The sequence below is a fragment of the Micromonospora sp. NPDC085948 genome, from assembly GCF_040686315.1.
Taxonomy (GTDB): domain Bacteria; phylum Actinomycetota; class Actinomycetes; order Mycobacteriales; family Micromonosporaceae; genus Micromonospora.
The window spans coordinates 203,553-222,170 of record NZ_JBFBJW010000004.1; the positions used below are offsets into that span (position 1 = coordinate 203,553).

The window sequence follows — 18,618 nt, forward strand, 5'->3', positions numbered from 1 at the left end:
AGTAACACATCCCGGAGGAGGGGCACAGTGGGAAATACCAAGGCGGTCACCGACAAGAGCTTCGTCGCTGACGTACTGCAGGCCGACAAGCCGGTTCTGGTGGACTTCTGGGCCGAGTGGTGCGGCCCCTGCCGCAAGGTGTCGCCACTGCTCGAGGAGATCGCCGGCGAGATGGGCGACCGGGTCAGCATCGTCAAGCTCAACATCGACGAGAACCCGGAGACCGCACGCGCCTACCGGGTCATGTCGGTGCCGACGCTCACCGTGTTCAAGAACGGCCAGCCGGTGCAGTCGATCGCTGGTGCCAAGCCGAAGGGCGAGCTGGTCCGGCTCATCGAGTCGGCTCTCTGACCAGCAGAAACATTCACCGAACCCCGTACCCGCTCGTCGGGTGCGGGGTTCGGTGTCTTTCCGGCCGACGTTTTTCCCGGCCGTGCCACCTCGCCACCCCGAAACGCATAGCCTCAACCCTGGGCCGCCCGGCCAGCCAGTGTCGTGCAGAGGGGGTCGTGCCGTGCGTCCGATCCGATCCGGTGACCGGGGACCCGCGGTCACGGAGATCCGCAGCATCCTGACCGGCCTCGACCTGCTCGCCGCCGCCGGACCGGCCGCCGACGAATTCGACCTCGACACCGAGCGGGCGGTCCGCGCGTTCCAGCAGTCCCGGGGCCTCAGCGTGGACGGCCGGGTCGGGGCGGAGACCTGGCGCGCCCTGGACGCCGCCCGCTGGCGGCTCGGCGCCCGCACCCTCTACCACGCGGTCCCCGACCCGCTCACCGGCGAGGACGTCCGGTCACTGCAGGAGCGGCTGCTGGAGATGGGGTACGACGTGGGCCGGGCCGACGCCATCTACGGCATCCGGACATCCCGGGCGGTCGCCCAGTTCCAGCGTGAGGTCGGCCTCACCCCCGACGGATCCTGCGGCCCGCACACCATGAACGCGTTGCGCCGGATCGGCCGCAAGGTCGTCGGTGGCCGACCGCAGTGGCTGCGCGAGTCCGACGCGATCCGGCAGTCCGGGCCGGCGTTGGTCGGCAAAACGGTGGTCGTCGACCCCGGGCACGGCGGCACCGACCCCGGGATGGTGGTGCCCGACGGGTCGCTGCGCTGGACGGAGGCGGACCTGATGCACGACCTGGCCAGCCGGCTGGAGGGGCGACTCGCCGCGACCGGGGTACGGGTGCAGCTCACCCGCGGCCCGTCGCCCGACAGGTGCCTGCCGGACACCGACCGGGCGCTGCTGGCCAACTCGCTGGGCGCCGACGTGTTCATCTCGCTGCACCTGGACGGCCACGCCAACCCCGACGCGGAGGGTGTCGCCACCTACCACTACGGCACCGACAACGGCGTGACGTCGGCGACCGGTGAACGCCTGGCCGGGCTGGTGCAGCGGGAGATCGTGGCCCGCACGGGGCTCCGGGACTGCCGTACCCACGCCAAGACCTGGGACCTGCTGCGGCTGACACGGATGCCGGCCGTCCGGGTCGAGGTCGGCTACCTCACCTCGCCCACGGACCGCGCCCAACTGGTCGACCCTCGGTTCCGCGACCGGGTGGTGGAGGCGATCGTGGCGGCCGTGCAGCGGATGTACTACCCGATCGAGCGGGACGTGCCCACCGGCTCGCTCGACGTCAGCGAACTGCGGGCCGTCGTCACCGCCGGCACGGTGATCGACTGATCCGCCGGTTCGGCGATCAGGTGTTGGTGGAGCGGGTGGCCGGAGCGGGCCGGACCGGGCGGAGCAGCGTCTCCGGGCTCATCGAGCCGAGCAGCTTCTCCAGCGCGTACTCGACGTCGGACTTCCAGCTCAGCGCGGTCCGCAGCTCGAGTCGCAGCCGGGGGAAACGCGGATGCGGACGGACGGTCTTGAACCCCACGGAGAGGAAGAAGTCGACAGGTGCCACGCAGCCGCCCACGGGGTCGTCCGCGTCGCCGAACTTGGCGTCGCCGAACGCCTCGATGGCCTTGATCCCCCGCTTGGTCAGGTCCCGGGCGACGCCCTGCACCAGCATCCGGCCCAGCCCGCCACCGGCGAACGCGGCGACCACGTTGGCGGTCATCAGCAGTGCCGCGTCAGCGGAGACCGGCGAGGTCGGGAATGCCATCGAGCGGGGCACGTAGGCGGGCGGCGCGTACGTCACGAAACCCGCCGGCATGCCGTCGACGTACGCGAGTTTGCCGCAGGAGCCCCACTCCAGCAGCGTCTGGGAGACCCACGCCTCCTTCTCCAGGCCCGGATCGCCGGCGGCGCAGGCCCGGTCCGCGGAGACCGGATCAAGCTCCCAGTAGACGCACTGCCGGCACGGGCGAGGGAGGTCTTCCAGGGTGTCGAGGGTCAGGCTGACCAGACGTCGCGACATATGGCGCATCCCCACAATAGGCTCGGTGGTAGGAGCGGCACGCAACGACAGCGCCGCCTTCCTGCTCCGACGAGCGATCGTACGCCGCCGATCGGCGATCCGGGAGGGGACGCGCAGATGCCCACCAGATCGGGGGACGCCGACGAGGGTCCGCCATGTGGTCGATCCGCTTCGGTACGGCGACGACACGACACCGGCGGATTAGGATCGACAATCGGTGTCCCTTCCGCCATGGTCATCAGGGGATGGGGTACCCCGGGGCGGCAGCCACCCGAGCAGCGATCGAGGTGAGGTCATGACCGGCACGACACTCGACGACTACACCGACCGGTACGCCCGGCGGGTACGCGGAATGACCGCCTCCGAGATCCGAGCACTGTTCGCGGTCGCCAGCCGTCCAGAGGTCGTCTCGCTCGCCGGTGGCGCACCGTACATCGCCGCCCTTCCGCTGGACGCGGTCGGTGAGATGCTCGGCCGGCTCGGCTCGGAGCACGGCGTGACCACCCTCCAGTACGGCATCGGCCAGGGCACCCTCGAGCTGCGCGAGCGGATCTGCGAGGTGATGTCCCTCTCCGGGATCGACGCCGCGTGTGGTGCCTCCCCCGAGGACGTCGTGGTCACCGTCGGCGGGCAGCAGGCACTGGACCTGGTGGCCCGACTCTTCCTCGACCCGGGTGACGTGGTGCTCGCCGAAGGCCCGACGTACGTCGGTGCGCTCGGGGTGTTCCAGGCCGCCCAGGCGCAGGTCGTGCACGTGCCGATGGACGCGGACGGGCTGATTCCGGAGGCGCTGGAGGCGGCCATCGCCGACCTGGCCCGCGCCGGGCGGCGGGTGAAGTTCCTCTACACGATTCCCACCTACCAGAACCCGACCGGCGTGACGCTGAGCGAGGAACGCCGCGAACGGGTGCTCGACATCTGTGAGAGCGCCGGCCTGCTCGTCGTCGAGGATGACCCGTACGGTCAGTTGGGGTTCGAGGGTGACGCGCCGGCGCCCCTGCGGGCCCGTCGCCGGGACGGGGTCTTCTACCTCAGCACCTTCTCCAAGACCTTCGCGCCCGGCCTGCGGGTCGGTTGGATCCTGGCGCCGCACGCGGTCCGCGACAAGCTGGTCATCGCCAGCGAGGCGCAGATCCTCTGCCCCAGCGTCTACGCCCAGACCGCCGTCTCGACCTACCTGGGCACGATGCCCTGGCGGCAGCAGCTCAAGGTCTACCGCGAGGTCTACCGGGAACGCCGGGACGCGCTGCTCGACGCGATGACCGACCTGATGCCCGAGGGCACCAGCTGGACCACGCCGGCCGGTGGTCTCTTCGTGTGGGCCACCCTGCCCGACGGGCTCGACTCGAAGGCGATGATGCCCCGCGCGGTCGCCGCCCGGGTCGCCTACGTGCCCGGCACCGGCTTCTACGCCGACGGCACCGGCACCGGCGCGATGCGCCTGAACTTCAGCTTCCCGCCGCCGGAGCGGATCCGCGAGGGCGTCCGCCGGCTGGCCGGTGTGATGGAGCAGGAGATCGCCATGCGCCGGGTCTTCGGCGCCGTGGGTGGCGGCGCCGCCGGCCGACGCGGCCGGGCCGGCTCCGACGTGCCAGGGCCCGACTTGGCATGATGCCGGCATGGGTACGACCGCCGCCGAGCGCCTCCTCGTGACCGATCCCGCCGTTCCGGCCGACCTGCGGGTCGTCGTGCTCGCCGGTGGACTCTCCTACGAACGGGACGTGTCACTGCGCTCCGGTCGCCGGGTGCTCGACGCGCTGCGCGCCATCGGCGTGGAAGCCGAGCTGCGGGACGCCGACGTGGCCCTGCTGCCGGCGTTGGCCGCCGACCCGCCGGACGCGGTCGTCATCGCACTGCACGGCGCCACCGGTGAGGACGGATCGCTGCGCGGCGTGCTGGACCTGTGCGACATCCCGTACGTCGGTTGTGACGCCCGCGCCTCCCGGGTCGCCTGGGACAAGCCGTCGGCCAAGGCGGTGCTCCGCGAGAACGGCATCCCCACCCCGGACTGGGTGGCCCTCCCACACGACCGCTTCTCCGAGCTCGGCGCGGTCGCCGTACTGGATCGGATCGTCGACCGACTGAGCCTGCCGCTGATGGTGAAGCCCGCACAGGGCGGATCGGGGCTGGGGGGCGCGGTGGTCCGGGACGCCGCGGCGCTGCCCGCCGCGATGGTGGGCTGCTTCGCGTACGACTCCACCGCCCTGGTGGAGCGGTACGTGCCCGGGATGGACGTCGCGGTCTCCGTGATCGACCTGGGCAACGGACCGCAGGCGCTGCCACCGGTGGAGATCGTGCCGCGCAACGGCGTGTACGACTACGCGGCCCGCTACACGGCCGGGCGCACCACCTGGCACGCTCCCGCCCGGTTGGACCCGGAGGTGTCCGCCACCGTCGCCGACGTGGCCCTCGCCGCGCACACCGCGCTCGGTCTGCGGGACCTCTCGCGGGTCGACGTGATCGTGGACGCTGCCGGGCAGCCGCACGTGTTGGAGGTCAACGTCTCGCCGGGCATGACGGAGACGTCGCTACTGCCACTCGCCGTGCAGGCAGCGGGGCTGGACTTCGGCCGGCTCCTCGGCACCCTGGTCGCCCGAGCGGCGGCCCGCGTCACCACTGCCTGACCCACCCGCCACCGCCTCGGTGCGACACGGCTCGCGGGCCGAACCGTCTCGGTTGCGACACGGCTCGCGGGCCGAACCGTCTCGGTTGCGACACCGCTCGCGGGCCGAACCGTCTCGGTTGCGACACGGCTCGCGGGCCGAACCGTCTCGTGGTGCGACACCGCTCACGGGCCGACCACAAGGTTTGCCCGGCTGCCGCGAGCCCGGACCGCCGCGCCACCCTCCTGGTCGGTCCCTGCTCAGCGAGCCTTACGTACGTCGGATGCGTCCGGGCCGTTGCCGTGGGCGGGCACGGCAGGTGAAGCACCCGCAGTGTCGCCGTCCGCAGCCCCGCTGTCCGGGTCGGCCCTGTCCGGGTCAAACTCTGGGGCGGTCTCGTTGACTGCGTTGGGGGCGGCTTCGACATCGGTGTTGCCCGCCCGCTCACGAAGGGCTGCGGCACCGCCGAGGTTTGCGGACCCGCCGGGAGCCGACTCGTCGGTACCAACGGCGCCGGCCGCTGAGGCGCCGGATGTGGGCTCGCCGACTGCTCGGGAGCCGGCTGCTGAGGTGCCGGCTGCTGGGTCGGTGGTTGCACCGGGTGGCTCATTGCTGGCGGATGCCGGTCGAGCGGATCCACCCGTCGGTTCGGTATCGACCGACGAGCCGGCGTCCGAGCCCAGGACGACGGGACCGGCTGTGGATGCTCCGTCACCACCGGTCTGATCGGCGCTGGCGTCGGGCTCCGGCGCTGGTTCCGGGATTTCCTCTGCTGCCTCGATGACCGAGGCAGCCAAAGCTGCCTCCGCCGATGCTGCCTGGGCGGCGGCAGCGGCGTCTGCAGCGGCGGACTGGGCCAGCAGACTGGACGGTGCCTGCCATTGAATCCGGGGTGGCTCGGCAAGCGGACGGCCGCCGAACTCGGCAAGCCAGGCCGCGACGAGCGCCAGATTCTCCCGCCACTGTGCCTCGGAGATCGGCGGCAGGATCGAATCCCACAGTGACAGGAAGGTGCCCCGCAACTGGAGGCGACCGTACGGTCGGGCGAGGAACCACATGTGCAGGTGGGCCGAGCCGTCTCCCCACCGGTTGACGTGCACCCGCGCCACACCGTCGAGCGACCGGATGGCCCGTTCCAGCCGTACGGTCATCACGCCCAGCTCGGCGGCGAGCAGGTTCGGCAGGTCGCCGAGGTCGAGGTGGGTTCGCGATTCCAGGATGAGCACCATGGGCAGGCCGGTGGGCCGGTCCATGGCACGGACCCGCCACCGCTCGCCGACCCAGATATAGGCCTCGTCGGGTGCGTTGCAGGCGGTGCATTCCCGGAGACCCTCGCCCTTCCGGGGCGGCTCGACCGGGACCGGATCATCGAGTTGCTTCACGTGGAGGTCCCCCTCGAAGGGAAACGACGGCCACTGCGTGAAGTCCGGGACTGAGGGAGGGGTGTCGTGCACGACGCTGACCCTAACCGAGTCTGGCACCGCTGTCCCTACCTGTTTGACCGCTCCCGACCGACCAGATCAGTGGCCTCGGTCGGCCACGTGTGCCACGTCACCACCGAGCGGTGAACCGATATCCACAGGCTGCCGAGATCCCCAATACAGGCCGTCATCCACAGGCTCACACCCGCTCTCACGCGCTGTTTCACGTGAAACAGGGGGTGCCTGTGGACAAAGGGTGTGGATAACTTTTCGGCCGGTCGGTCGTTGTCCGCGGGTTGCTGGACGAGCGGCAGCAACTGCTCGACTGCGCCGGCCAGATCCGGCCGAACTGCCGTCCGTTGCCGCTGCGGAAGCTGACCTCAGCAACCGCCTACGCCGGCCGCTGGACGCGCCGGCAGTCCTGGTGTCGGTATCGGCAGCGGATAGGTGGTCGACACCCATGGGAAGGACGGGGGTTACGGCGGGCGGCGGCCTCCTCCCGGAGACGATCTCCGTGCCGTGCCGTCGCCCCCCGAGGGTACGTCCACGCCGACACGTCGCTGCGAGGTCGCCGCGCTTCCGCGCGGCGAGCGCCGCGGAGTGAGGGCGAGTGCCGCGTTGGACCGAGGCACGTGGGGCAGCGTCGGTCGCCTGACGCCGCGTCCACGCCTCGGGGAGCGGAGGCCCGCGATCACGGGCGTGGAGCGAGCCGCCTCCGCAACGGACCGATGATGCGTGGCGCATCAGCAACGTCGGAAGCCGCCGGAGATCGGGGAAGCGCGCGGCAGCACCCGGACGACGACGGAGGTGCCGGCCGAGCGTCAAGCACCAACGATCGGAGCCCTCCGCCGAACCTCGGGCACCAACGGCCGGGAAGCCCTCACGGTCATGCACCGACGACCGGATGCCTCTCGCCGAGCCTCAGCGCACCGGCGACCGCATGCCTCTGCCGAGCCTCACCGGTCGGGCACCAACCGCCGGAGCACCTCGCGGGCCGTCGGACAACCGCCGGAGGACCTTGTCCACCGTCAGGAACCGGCGGCAGGCGTACGACGCCAAGTGTCAACCACCGACGGCCGGCGACCCCCGGCCTACCTCAGACCGACCTGAAGGCACCGCCGCCGAGCACCGGAAGGAACGATCGGTGGCAGCAGCCACACGTCGAGCGGTAGAGCGGGGAGTCGCGGCAGAGCCCTCTGAGGCCGCATTCGCGTCGAGAGGCCTGCACGGCGGCGTGGGCCGATGGGAGGTCACCCTGCGGCACGCGAGGCCGCAGCGAGCCACTCAGCGGCCGCAACGACGCCTCATGGTCATTCCCGGGTGGGCCCGAGGGCGTTCCCGTCCAGCGATCTCCGTTTCACGTGAAACGAGCCCGGCCCGGTCCGCCCCGGGCCGACGCCGCACCCTGCACGCCGAGCCGTAGCCCTACCTCGCCCGGATTCGCCGAGCGCCGACTGCTGGCTGGTCCCGGGGGCGCTGACAGGTGACGGCGCGGGGTATCGCGGTCGGCCTCGCGGCGGGGGTCACCGACAACGCCAGCACAGCAGAAACCCGCGTCCCGGAAGCGCGTGAAACGGCGGCCGTTTCACGTGAAACGCGGTGAGCCGGATACGGAACGGCCGCGCTACCCGGAGGGGTGCGCGGCCGTCGGTGGAGAGGGCGGCACTCAGTCGCCGCTCTCCTCCTGCTGCACTCCGATGATCCCGACGATCCGCTCAAGGTCGTCCACGGTCGCGAACTCGATGGTGATCTTGCCCTTGCTCCGGCCGATGTCGACCTTCACCCGGGTGTCGAACCGGTCGGACAGTCGATCGGCAAGATCGGTCAGGGCCGGCGCGTGCGCCTTCGGCCGGCGCTTCGCCGCCTGCCCCTTCGCCGGCCCGTCGTTGAGCGTCAGGGCGACAATCTCCTCGGTCGCCCGAACCGACAGGCCCTCCGCCACGATCCGCAATGCCAACTGCTCCTGCGCCTCGCTGCCGTCGAGGCTCAGCAGCGCGCGGGCGTGGCCCGCCGACAGGATCCCCGCGGCGACCCGGCGCTGCACATGGGCCGGCAGGTTCAGCAGCCGGATCGTGTTGGAGATCTGCGGGCGACTCCGACCAATCCTGCGGGCCAACTCTTCGTGGGTGGCCCCGAACTCCTCCAGCAGTTGCTGGTAGGCGGCGGCCTCTTCGAGAGGGTTCAGATTGGCTCGGTGGATGTTCTCCAGCAGGGCGTCGCGGAGCATGGCGTCATCACGGGTGTCCCGGATGATCGCCGGAATGCTGTCCCGCCCCACCGCCTGGGCGGCCCGCCAACGCCGCTCGCCCATCACCAGCTCGTACTTCTCGTCGTCGAGCTGCCGGACGACGATGGGCTGAAGGAAGCCGACCTCCTGGATGGAGGTCTTGAGCTCCTCCAGTGCCTCCTCGTCGAAGACCTGGCGGGGCTGCTTCGGGTTGGGCAGGATCGCGTCGACGGGGATCTCGGCGAATCGCGCTCCGGGTACCGGACTGAGCGTGGGCTCCGGCTCGTGCACCGTCGGCTCGACGGGCACCGTCGAGACGGCCGCAGTGCCGGTGTCGTCCGCGTACTCGTTCTCCGGCTCCGCCATGACGGTGCCGGCGGCACCCGGAACCGGCCCGGTCGGGATCAGCGCTCCCAGGCCCCTACCCAGACCGCCCCGAGGACGGTTCTTCATGCCTCGCCTCCCAGCGACTCGTCCGCACTACGCATTCCGGCCCACCGGCTCCTTGACGCCTCGCTCGGCAATCTCCTGGGCGGCCTCGAAGTAACTCGTGGCTCCCCGCGATCCGGGATCGTAGGTCATCACCGACTGGCCGTAGCTGGGTGCCTCGGAGACCCGGACGTTGCGGGGGATGACCGCCTGGAGAACCTTGTCGCCGAAGTGGTTCCGGACGTCCTGCTCGACGGCGTCAGCCAGCCGGGTACGCCGGTCGTACATCGTCAGGAGGATCGTGGAGACATCGAGCTTCGGGTTGAGGTGTTGGCGCACCAGGTTGATGTTGTTGATCAGCTGGTTGAGCCCTTCCAGGGCGTAGTACTCACACTGGATCGGGATCAGCACCTCCTGCGCCGCAACCAGGGCGTTGACCGTGAGCAGGCCGAGCGACGGCGGGCAGTCGATGAAGACATAGTCGAACTCGCCCGGGTAGGCGGCGATCGCCCGGTCCAGGCGCGACTCCCGCGCCACCACCGACACCAGCTCGATCTCGGCGCCGGCCAGGTCGATGGTCGCGGGTACGCACCAGAGATTGGGGATGCCCTCGACCGCCTGGGCCACTTCGGCCAGGGGCACGCTGTTGATCAGACAGTCGTAGACGTCCGGGATTCCGGTGTGGTGCGGGACGTTGAGCCCGGTGGAGGCGTTGCCCTGCGGGTCGAGGTCCACCACGAGCACCCGGTTGCCGTGCAGGGCGAGCGCCACCGCAAGGTTGACGGTGGTCGTGGTCTTGCCCACGCCGCCCTTCTGGTTGGCGACGCACATGACCCGGGTCCGGTCGGGCCGAGGCATGGTCACCTCGCCACTGGGATTCAGGATCTGCACGGCGCGCATCGCCTCCATAGCCAACGGTGGGTCATCCTCTTCGCGCGTCGGGGTTTCACGTGAAACGTACGTGGGGTCGGCCGCCACGGCAGCCAACGACTCGGTCGAAGCGACAGGTGGGTCGGCGATCACCGGAGCGGCGTCCCGGACGGCCGCCGCGTTGGGCTGGTGCGGAACCGCCGGCTCGAAGCGAACCGCTCTCGCGGTGTTGCGCCGTCCCAACGTCTGCCGCACCTCCGCGACATTGGCTGGTCGGCTCGACCCCTCCGATGTCCGTCGAGCCGCCGCCGGGTCCACGACCTCGGGCCCGGTCTGTTGAGCCGCCGGCTCTCCGCCGAACACCAGCGGATCGCCGTCCGCGGGTCGGGTCGCCGGCCCGGTCGCGTCCGGCGACCAGCTCGGGTAGTCGGTTTCACGTGAAACGGGATCGCCTGTCGACCCGGTCACGCGTGGATCGTCGTACCTGCCGTCGTCATGCACCTGTCATCCCTGCCCGCTTCGGATGGTCGGTCCGCGCCCCGGTCAACTTGGCCACACCCACGCTCGCAACCCAGAGCGTACGGCTCACGGGAGCGGTCGGAGACCCGCGACGTCCGTCGCCCGCTCCACACTATCGACGCGCGGTCAGCCTACGGCGGACGGGCGCGGCCGGTCCACGTCGGGTTCTCATCCCCTTGTCCATCCGCACCGGTACAACGAGGCAACCCACCCGCCGGAAGCCCGATGACGCGAAGTGTCAGCGTCGACGAGGGCGACCGCTGCGGGAGCGCTTGTTGGCCGCCACGCGTGCCGGGCCGACCATCCGCTCGCGCACGATCTCCACGACGGTGGTGGGTGGATCGATGACCCCGGTCCCACAGAGGTGCACCGCCGGCTCCCCGCCACCGAGTCGCGCCACCACCTCGGCGTGCTCCTCGATCTCGGCCGCCGCGGACGAACCCTTCAACGCCAGCAGCCGGCCACCACGGACCGCCAGCGGGAGACTCCAGCCCGCCAGGCGATCCAGCGGCGCGACCGCGCGGGCGGTCACCACGTCGCCGCTTATGGGTTCCCGACCGCTCGACCCGGTAGCCGCCTCATCCGCCCGACCACGGAACACCCGCACCGACTTGGCCAGACCGAGTCGTTCGACGACCTCGATCAGGAATGACGTGCGTCGCGCCAGCGGCTCGATCAGGGTGACCGTGAGATCCGGGCGCGCGATGGCCAGGACCAGACCCGGCAGGCCGGCACCGGACCCGACGTCGAGGACCGACGCGCCGGACGGGATCCGCTCGGCGACCGCTGCGCAGTTGAGCAGGTGCCGGTCCCAGATGCGAGGTGCTTCCCGGGGGCCGATCAGACCGCGGACCACCCCGTCGGTGACCAACAACTCGGCGTACGAGGCAGCCAGGTCGAGACGATCGCCGAAGAGGGAGAGTGCGGCCGGGGCCAGTTCGGGCGGCAGCGCCGCGTCGGCGGGCGACGGGGTGGTGCCGAGTCGATCTGGGTCGGCACCTTCCCCATCGGGCTGGACAGCGGACGGCCCGAGCGGCGTACCGCCCGGGCCGGTCACGGCGTCGGCCGTGTTGTCGTCGTGGGTCACCCGGTCAGTCCGCTGGCCGTACGACGATGCGCCGGTTCGGCTCCACGCCCTCGGACTCGCTCGCCACCCCGGACATCGCGTTGACCACGTCGTGTACGCACTTGCGCTCGAACGCGGACATCGCCTCCAGGCGGACCGGCTCGCCGTACTCCTTGACCTTCTCGACGGCGTTCTTGGCGACCGCGGCGAGTTCCTTGCGGCGGTTCGACCGGTAGCCACCGACGTCGAGCAGCAGCCGGCTCGGCGTTCCGGTCTGCCGGAAGACGGCGAGGCGGGTCAACTCCTGGAGCGCTTCCAGGGTGGCTCCCCGCTGGCCGACCAGGTTCTGCAGCCGCTCGCCGACGACCTCGACCATCGGGCGCCCCGCGGCGACCAACTCGTCGATGTCACCGTCGTAGTCGAGGATGTCGAGCAGCCCCTCGACGTAGTCGGCCGCGATCTCGCTCTGCCGGAACAGGTCGCTCTCGCTCACTGCCTTCTTCACCCTGCCGCCGGCAGCGGTTTCGGTGTCGTCGTCGGCCGCGCTGTCGTCGTCGGTCTCGGTGTCGTCACCGTCCACCGCGAGCGTTGCGGTCTCCTCCTCGTCCAGGGCCTGCTCGGCGCGGGGGATGCTGGTCTCGGTCACGGTCTCATCTCCGTACTCGCTCGGCCGGACCCTCGGGTCCGACTGGTTTCCCGGGGCCGGCTGGAGGTCGCCGGTGCCCGCGGGCACGTCTGTACGGGCAGTGTCGCCCGTGGCCGCACGATGCGCGGTCGGTTCCGCTCGGCGCCACCGGACGGCGGCTGCGCGGTGCGGAACGGGCCGCCGCCGGTCACCCGGCGACGGCCCTCTGAGCTCAGCCCTGCCGCTTGGCGGGACGGCTCTTCTTCGGGTTGTTCGCCGGCTTGGCACCTGGCTTCGGCCCGGCCACCTTGGGCGCGGTCGCCTTGACCGGCGCCGGCGGGGCCGCCTTGCCGCGACCGAACAGACCACCGGACTTGGCGGGCTGCACCGGGTTGCGGGTGGCCGCGGGGGCGACGGCCTTCTTGGCGGTCACCGGCGGCGGGAACTTCCGCAGCACCCACTGCTGCTGGCCGAGGGTGAAGAGGTTGTTGGTGACCCAGTAGATGATGACGCCGATCGGGAAGATCGCGCCGGAGATCAGCAGCGACGCCGGGATGCCGTAGAGCATCAGCCGCTGGATCATCCGCTGCTGCGGGTCCTCCGCCCAACCGGTCTTGAGGATCATCTGACGGCTGGTCAGGTAGGTGGTCGCGATCATGACCAGAACCAGGATGCCAGCAATGATCTTGACGGTGCTGCCGGTGGCGCCGAGCCGGGCCAGCTCGTCGGCCGTCGAGCCGAACTTGCCGGCGATCGGGGCGGTGAAGAGCTTCGCCTGCGAGGCGCTCTCGAACTGGTCGACGCTCCACCCGTACAGGGTCTTGCCCTGGTTCGCCGGGTCCAGTCGCTTCAACGTGTGGAAGAGACCCAGGAAGACCGGGATCTGAAGGAACATCGGAAGGCAACCCATCAACGGGTTGGCCTTCTCCTTCTTGTAGAGCTCCATCATTTCTTTCTGGAGCGTCTCCCGGTCACCCTTGTGCTTCTCCTGAAGCTCCTTGACCTTGGGCTGGAGCGCCTGCATCGCCCGCTGGGACTTGATCTGCTTGACGAAGACCGGGAACAGGATCACCCGGACGGTGACCACCAGGAAGATGATGGACAGGATCCAGGCGAAGTTGGTGCCGATCACCGCACCAACCGGCACCCCGATGGCGTCCCAGGCGGAGTGCCAGGTCAGCAGGATCCACGAGATCGCGTAGTAGATCCAGTCGAGGCTAAAGTCCACTCTCAGGCTCCAGTCACATCAGCACGACGGCGGCCGCCCGGCTCCGGCACCGGGTCATACCCACCAGGGTGGAAGGGGTGGCAGCGCAACAGCCGCCGGACCGCCAGCGCGGCTCCCCGGAGCGCGCCGTGCCGAGCGACCGCCTCCTGGGCGTACGCGCTGCACGACGGGTAGAACCGACAGCGGGCCGGCAACGCCGGACTTATCCACCGACGGTACGCGATGATGGGCGCGATCAGCACCTTGGCACCGGTTGTCGACGCGCGTGGACTGGTCTTCTCGGCACCGGTCATCGGGACCGCCGCTCGCGGGGGGACCGGGCGACCGCGATGGCGGCATCCAGGTCGGTGGCGAGGCGGGGATACGACGCCTCTGCCGCTGCGGGCAGCGCCCGGACGACAAGCGTGCTGCCGGCGGGCAGGGCGGTCAACCGGTCCTGGACCAGTGCCCGCAGCCGACGCTTGACCCGGTTACGGATCACCGCGTTGCCGACGGCCTTGGACACGACGAAGCCGGCGCGGGGCGACGCGGATGACTGCTCCGCACTGTCGTCCCGCACCGGCTCCGACGAGGTCGAAAGGTTGGGGTCGGCGAGCACCGGCACGGTCAGGTGGACCACGACGGCGCCACGTCCGGCGCGTCGGCCACCGCGAACCGCTGCGGCGAAGTCAGTGCTGCGCCGCAGTCGCTGCGCGGCGGCCAGCACGACTGCCCACGTCCCCTGACCGGCCCGGTCGGCTCAGGCCGACAGGGTGGTGCGACCCTTGGCGCGACGGCTCGAGAGGATGGCACGGCCGGCACGGGTGCGCATGCGCAGCCGGAAGCCGTGGGTCTTCGCGCGCCGGCGGTTGTTCGGCTGGTAGGTGCGCTTGCTCACGTCAGGCTCTCCGTTTTCGTACGCGCCCCGCGCGACGGGATCGCCGGGGTCGTGTGGTGGTGTCCAGGCCACCTCGACGGTGGCCCCCGATCGGTGCTGTCCGGCGGGGCGAGACCTCGACGACGCGGGGCATGCGACCGCGGACAGCAAGCACCCATCACCCTAGCAGAGGGCGAGAAAGCAGCCGTTCCAGCCTACGCAGGGGGGCAATGACCGTCAAACACCCCGAGGAGCGGCCAACAGGACGCGCCCGGGGCAGGAGGGTGGTTTTCGCTGATGCCGAGAAGGGTGCCGCCGCGTCGCCGGTTGATGGCGCAGGGACAACGCTGTTACCGTGCCCGATTGCGGTGAGCGTCGGAAGCTCCGGTCGTCGCACAGGCAAGACCGGACAAGGTAGTGAATCGTTCGGCACGGTGAACCCGCTTCAGCGCCCGGTCAGGCAGGGGGCAGGTCCCACCCGAGTCCGGCAGCGGCCACAATCGGTCGGTACACAGGCTGTGGATAACTTGTGGATGACCACCGGTCGATCGTCCGGGTGGGGTGTTGTTCCACCCGCGAACGCGGCGGGCCCGGGACGGCCGGCTGGCAGACAGCGGCGGCCGGGAGCAGAGGCGAGGGGGTGGCACGACGGTGGCCGGTACGACCGACCTTGCCGCAGTGTGGTTAGCGGCGACCGACGAGCTTGCCGACGAGATCATCTCTGCTCAGCAGCGCGCCTACCTCCGACTGACCCGGCTGCGGGCGATCGTCGAGGACACCGCGCTGCTCTCCGTGCCGGACGCGTTCACCCGTGACGTGATCGAGTCACGGCTGCGCCCGGCGATCACCGAGGCCCTCACTCGCCGGCTCGGCCGGCCGATCCAGGTGGCGGTCACCGTTCGGGTGGCCGAGGATGCCACGGGCCGACCGGCCGGCACCGTCTACCGCAGCGCCCCGGAGCCCAGCCCGTTCGAGGTCGAGGGTCCGACTGCCGCGCCCTTCGACACCGACCACGGCGCACGAGCGCACGCCGACACGATGATCCCCGAGCAGTCACACGCGCCGCGTACGCCCGAGCCGGTCGCGCCACCCGCACCCACGGGTCCGCCGCTCGCGCCGAGCGTCGACTCGCATCGTCCCGGGATGATCCCCGCCAGCAGGGACGGGCAGGAGGCGTTGTTCAGCGCCTCCTTCGCGGAGCCGATGCGGTCGTCCCGACCGGGAGCGGACCGGCGTGGCTACGACGAGCAGGCCGGTCGCCTCGACCCACCCGGCCCGGACACCCGGCCCTACGAGCCGCGCTACCGGGAAGATCCGGGGTCGCCGCGCGACCAGCACGTGATCCGCGCGATGCCCCGCGACGGCGGCACGGACAGCGGCCCGGGGCGCAGCGGAGTGGACCACCGGGCGGGTGGCCGCGACGACCGCCGGCTGCCCGGCGCCGACACCGGCGGCAACCGACTCAACCCGAAGTACATGTTCGAGACGTTCGTCATCGGGTCGTCCAACCGGTTCGCCCACGCGGCGAGCGTGGCGGTGGCGGAGTCACCGGCGAAGGCGTACAACCCGCTGTTCATCTACGGGCACTCCGGGCTGGGCAAGACGCACCTGCTGCACGCCATCGGGCACTACGCCACGACGCTCGGCAACGCCCGCTCGGTCCGGTACGTCTCGACCGAGGAGTTCACCAACGACTTCATCAACTCGCTCCGGGACGACAAGACCAGCGCGTTCCAGCGGCGCTACCGCGACGTCGACATCTTGTTGATCGACGACATCCAGTTCCTGGAGAACCGCGAGCGTACGCAGGAGGAGTTCTTCCACACCTTCAACACCCTGCACAACGCCAACAAGCAGATCGTGATCACCTCCGACCGGTCGCCGCGTCAGCTCGCCACGCTGGAGGACCGGATGCGAACCCGGTTCGAGTGGGGACTGCTCGCCGACATCCAGCCACCGGACCTGGAGACACGGATCGCGATCCTGCAGAAGAAGGCGGCGCAGGAGCGGATGTACGCCCCGCCGGACGTGTTGGAGTTCATCGCCTCCCGGGTGTCGAACTCGATCCGGGAACTGGAGGGCGCGCTGATCCGGGTGACGGCGTTCGCCAGCCTGACCCGGTCGACAGTCGAGCTGTCCCTGGCCGAGGAGGTGCTCCGGGACTTCATGCCCGACGGCGCCGGGCCGGAGATCAACGCCGACCAGATCATGGCCTCGACCGCTGACTACTTCGGGGTGAGTCTGGAGGACCTGCGCGGTCAGTCCAGGTCCCGGGTGCTGGTCAACGCCCGCCAGGTGGCCATGTACCTGTGTCGGGAGCTGACCGAGCTGTCGCTGCCCCGGATCGGGCAGGCCTTCGGCGGCCGGGACCACACCACGGTCATGCACGCCGACCGGAAGATCCGTCAGCAGATGGCGGAGCGTCGCTCGCTCTACAACCAGATCGCCGAGCTGACCAACCGGATCAAGCAGAACAGCTGAGGCGTACGCCGCCGTCGCGGCGGCACGCGGCCCAGGAAACGCCCGACCGGGTCTCCGGTCGGGCGTTTTTTCGGGCCTGGGGCTGGACTCTCGACATGGTGTAGGCCACACATTGAGGCCGTGACCGCCTCGACTCCCACTCGTTGTCCACAGCTCGTTGTCCACCGTCGGTGGATAACTACGGTCCGTCCCTCGCCGGTTACCCACAGGCTGTGGAGAAACCCTGTGTACGGAGCTGTGGACGCCTGGGGACAACCGTCGAGTTATCCACCGACAACCGTCCACCTGTGTACGAGCTGTTGAAGGTTCTGGGGATGACGGCAATGGTGATCTTCATCGTCATCCACAGGCTTGGGGAGAAAGTCGGTGGATTACCGGTGGACAACCGGTGGACAACGGTGGACAACCGAGCGCCGAGATCGGCCTGTGGACAGGCAGGCCGGTTGTACCCCCGGTTCTCCACAGCCAATTCACCTGTAGATAAGGTGTCTGAGCTGCGCAGACTCGGGTTTTCCACAGTTTGCACAGGTGCGATGAAGACGATGAGTTATCTCTTCTAAGAGAACAAAAACCAATCATCACCGTTGGGCTTTCTGTGGATCGTGCCGAACGCTGCCCGATCGACAGGTCAGCACCGACACGAACCATGGGGTCGGGCGCACAGCCGATACCCCCGCGCCCTAAGGTGCGATGGGTACCCGCACGGTCGGGCGGGACGGTAGGCAGCGGTCGGCATGAGAGAGTTGTCGCTGACGTCGACGCGGAGGCATTGATGAAGTTCCGAGTGGAGCGCGACGCGCTCGCCGAGGCCGTGGCGTGGACCGCGAAGAGCCTGCCCAACCGGCCATCCGTACCGGTGCTCGCCGGGGTGATGCTCCGGGTCACCGACGGCAACCTGCGGGTTTCCGGGTTCGACTACGAGGTCTCCAGCCAGGTGACCGTCGAGGTGCAGGGCGACGCCGACGGCGCCGCGCTCGTCTCCGGCCGCCTGCTCGCCGAGATCACCAAGGCGTTGCCGGCCAAGCCGGTGGACATCGCCGCGGTCGGCGCGCACCTTGAGCTGGTCTGTGGCAGCGCCCGGTTCACCCTGCCCACCATGCCGGTGGAGGACTACCCCGCGCTGCCCGAGATGCCGCAGAGCGCCGGCACTGTCGACGCGGCAGCGTTCGCCACCGCGGTTTCCCAGGTGGCCATCGCCGCCGGTCGGGACGAGACGCTGCCGATGATGACCGGCGTCCGCGTCGAGCTCTCCGGCAACACGCTGTCGATGCTCGCCACCGACCGATACCGGCTGGCGCTGCGCGAGATCCAGTGGCAGCCGGACGACCCCGAGGTCAGCATCAACGCCCTGGTGCCGGCCCGCACCCTGAACGACACCGCCAAGGCTCTCGGCCCGCTGGGCGGCGAGGTCACCCTCGCCCTCGCCCAGGGCGCTGCCGGCGAGGGAATGGTCGGTCTGGCCGGCGGCACCCGGCGTACCACCAGCCGCCTGCTCGACGGCGCCAACTACCCGCCGGTGCGTTCGCTCTTCCCGGCCACCCACAACGCCGCCGCCCGGGTTTCGGTGAGCACCCTCATCGAGGTGGTCAAGCGGGTCGCGCTCGTCGCCGAGCGGACCACTCCGGTGCTGCTGAGCTTCAGCGCGGACGGTCTGGTGGTCGAGGCCGGCGGTTCCGAGGAGGCACGAGCCAGCGAGGCGATGGAGGCCACCTTCACCGGTGACGCGCTGACCATCGGGTTCAACCCGCAGTACCTCATCGACGGCCTGGCCAACCTCGGCTCGCAGACCGCCGTGCTCTCGTTCGTCGACGCCTTCAAGCCCGCGGTGATCTCGCCCGCCGGCGAGGATGGAGAGGTCATTCCGGGGTACCGGTACCTCATCATGCCGATCCGCGTCTCGCGCTGATCGCGCCCAGCAACACCCAGATCCACG

The 18,618-nt window shown here is 70.2% G+C and carries 16 protein-coding genes; 6 read left to right on the top strand and 10 right to left on the bottom strand.

Annotated elements, in window-relative coordinates; all coding sequences use genetic code 11:
- The first annotated feature begins 27 nt into the window (after window positions 1-27).
- Both trxA and AB0O48_RS13410 read left to right on the top strand, forming a co-directional pair.
- Entirely contained in the window at window positions 28-351 is a 324-nt protein-coding gene (gene trxA / locus AB0O48_RS13405; RefSeq protein ID WP_053651673.1) for a thioredoxin, read from the top strand.
- Window positions 352-514: 163 nt separating this feature from the next.
- Complete coding sequence (locus AB0O48_RS13410) at window positions 515-1,678, top strand: N-acetylmuramoyl-L-alanine amidase (protein WP_357242966.1); 1,164 nt, start codon at window positions 515-517, stop codon at window positions 1,676-1,678.
- Between the two features lie 16 nt (window positions 1,679-1,694).
- On the opposite strand, the gene AB0O48_RS13415 is transcribed toward AB0O48_RS13410, so the two are convergent.
- The gene (locus tag AB0O48_RS13415) at window positions 1,695-2,360 is read right to left on the bottom strand and encodes a GNAT family N-acetyltransferase (RefSeq protein ID WP_357242969.1); all 666 of its coding nucleotides are present in this window, start codon (window positions 2,358-2,360) and stop codon (window positions 1,695-1,697) included.
- Window positions 2,361-2,655: 295 nt separating this feature from the next.
- Between AB0O48_RS13415 and AB0O48_RS13420 the strand changes: the two genes are divergently transcribed.
- Both AB0O48_RS13420 and AB0O48_RS13425 read left to right on the top strand, forming a co-directional pair.
- Window positions 2,656-3,972: a PLP-dependent aminotransferase family protein gene (locus AB0O48_RS13420; protein ID WP_357242972.1), complete on the top strand. Its 1,317-nt coding sequence runs from the start codon at window positions 2,656-2,658 to the stop codon at window positions 3,970-3,972.
- Window positions 3,973-3,979: 7 nt separating this feature from the next.
- Complete coding sequence (locus AB0O48_RS13425) at window positions 3,980-4,984, top strand: D-alanine--D-alanine ligase (protein WP_357242975.1); 1,005 nt, start codon at window positions 3,980-3,982, stop codon at window positions 4,982-4,984.
- A gap of 239 nt (window positions 4,985-5,223) precedes the next feature.
- On the opposite strand, the gene AB0O48_RS13430 is transcribed toward AB0O48_RS13425, so the two are convergent.
- From AB0O48_RS13430 to rpmH, 9 genes are all read right to left on the bottom strand, one after another.
- Window positions 5,224-6,192 carry a hypothetical protein gene (locus tag AB0O48_RS13430; RefSeq protein ID WP_365065889.1) on the bottom strand — a complete coding sequence of 323 codons (969 nt, stop codon included), beginning with the start codon at window positions 6,190-6,192 and terminating at the stop codon, window positions 5,224-5,226.
- A gap of 1,858 nt (window positions 6,193-8,050) precedes the next feature.
- Window positions 8,051-9,064: a ParB/RepB/Spo0J family partition protein gene (locus AB0O48_RS13435; protein WP_365065441.1), complete on the bottom strand. Its 1,014-nt coding sequence runs from the start codon at window positions 9,062-9,064 to the stop codon at window positions 8,051-8,053.
- A gap of 27 nt (window positions 9,065-9,091) precedes the next feature.
- A complete protein-coding gene (locus AB0O48_RS13440; protein WP_357242984.1) occupies window positions 9,092-10,411 on the bottom strand; it encodes an AAA family ATPase in 1,320 nt (439 codons plus the stop codon).
- 256 nt (window positions 10,412-10,667) lie between these two features.
- Window positions 10,668-11,378, bottom strand: a complete 711-nt coding sequence (rsmG, locus tag AB0O48_RS13445) for a 16S rRNA (guanine(527)-N(7))-methyltransferase RsmG (protein ID WP_357244057.1) — start codon at window positions 11,376-11,378, stop codon at window positions 10,668-10,670.
- A 142-nt stretch (window positions 11,379-11,520) separates the two neighbouring features.
- Entirely contained in the window at window positions 11,521-12,141 is a 621-nt protein-coding gene (locus AB0O48_RS13450; protein ID WP_357571605.1) for a R3H domain-containing nucleic acid-binding protein, read from the bottom strand.
- Window positions 12,142-12,352: 211 nt separating this feature from the next.
- The gene (gene yidC, locus AB0O48_RS13455) at window positions 12,353-13,348 is read right to left on the bottom strand and encodes a membrane protein insertase YidC (RefSeq protein ID WP_357242990.1); all 996 of its coding nucleotides are present in this window, start codon (window positions 13,346-13,348) and stop codon (window positions 12,353-12,355) included.
- 2 nt (window positions 13,349-13,350) lie between these two features.
- Window positions 13,351-13,641: a membrane protein insertion efficiency factor YidD gene (yidD, locus tag AB0O48_RS13460; RefSeq protein ID WP_357242993.1), complete on the bottom strand. Its 291-nt coding sequence runs from the start codon at window positions 13,639-13,641 to the stop codon at window positions 13,351-13,353.
- Window positions 13,638-14,054 carry a ribonuclease P protein component gene (rnpA, locus tag AB0O48_RS13465; RefSeq protein WP_357571606.1) on the bottom strand — a complete coding sequence of 139 codons (417 nt, stop codon included), beginning with the start codon at window positions 14,052-14,054 and terminating at the stop codon, window positions 13,638-13,640. The genes yidD and rnpA overlap by 4 nt, the downstream gene beginning before the upstream one ends.
- A 33-nt stretch (window positions 14,055-14,087) precedes the next feature.
- Complete coding sequence (rpmH, locus tag AB0O48_RS13470) at window positions 14,088-14,225, bottom strand: 50S ribosomal protein L34 (RefSeq protein ID WP_007453904.1); 138 nt, start codon at window positions 14,223-14,225, stop codon at window positions 14,088-14,090.
- 630 nt (window positions 14,226-14,855) lie between these two features.
- On the opposite strand from rpmH, the gene dnaA reads away from it, so the two are divergent.
- Together dnaA and dnaN are read left to right on the top strand one after the other, a co-directional pair.
- Window positions 14,856-16,685: a chromosomal replication initiator protein DnaA gene (gene dnaA, locus AB0O48_RS13475; protein WP_365065446.1), complete on the top strand. Its 1,830-nt coding sequence runs from the start codon at window positions 14,856-14,858 to the stop codon at window positions 16,683-16,685.
- A gap of 772 nt (window positions 16,686-17,457) precedes the next feature.
- A complete protein-coding gene (dnaN, locus tag AB0O48_RS13480) occupies window positions 17,458-18,591 on the top strand; it encodes a DNA polymerase III subunit beta (protein WP_357243002.1) in 1,134 nt (377 codons plus the stop codon).
- The last annotated feature ends 27 nt before the right edge of the window (window positions 18,592-18,618 follow it).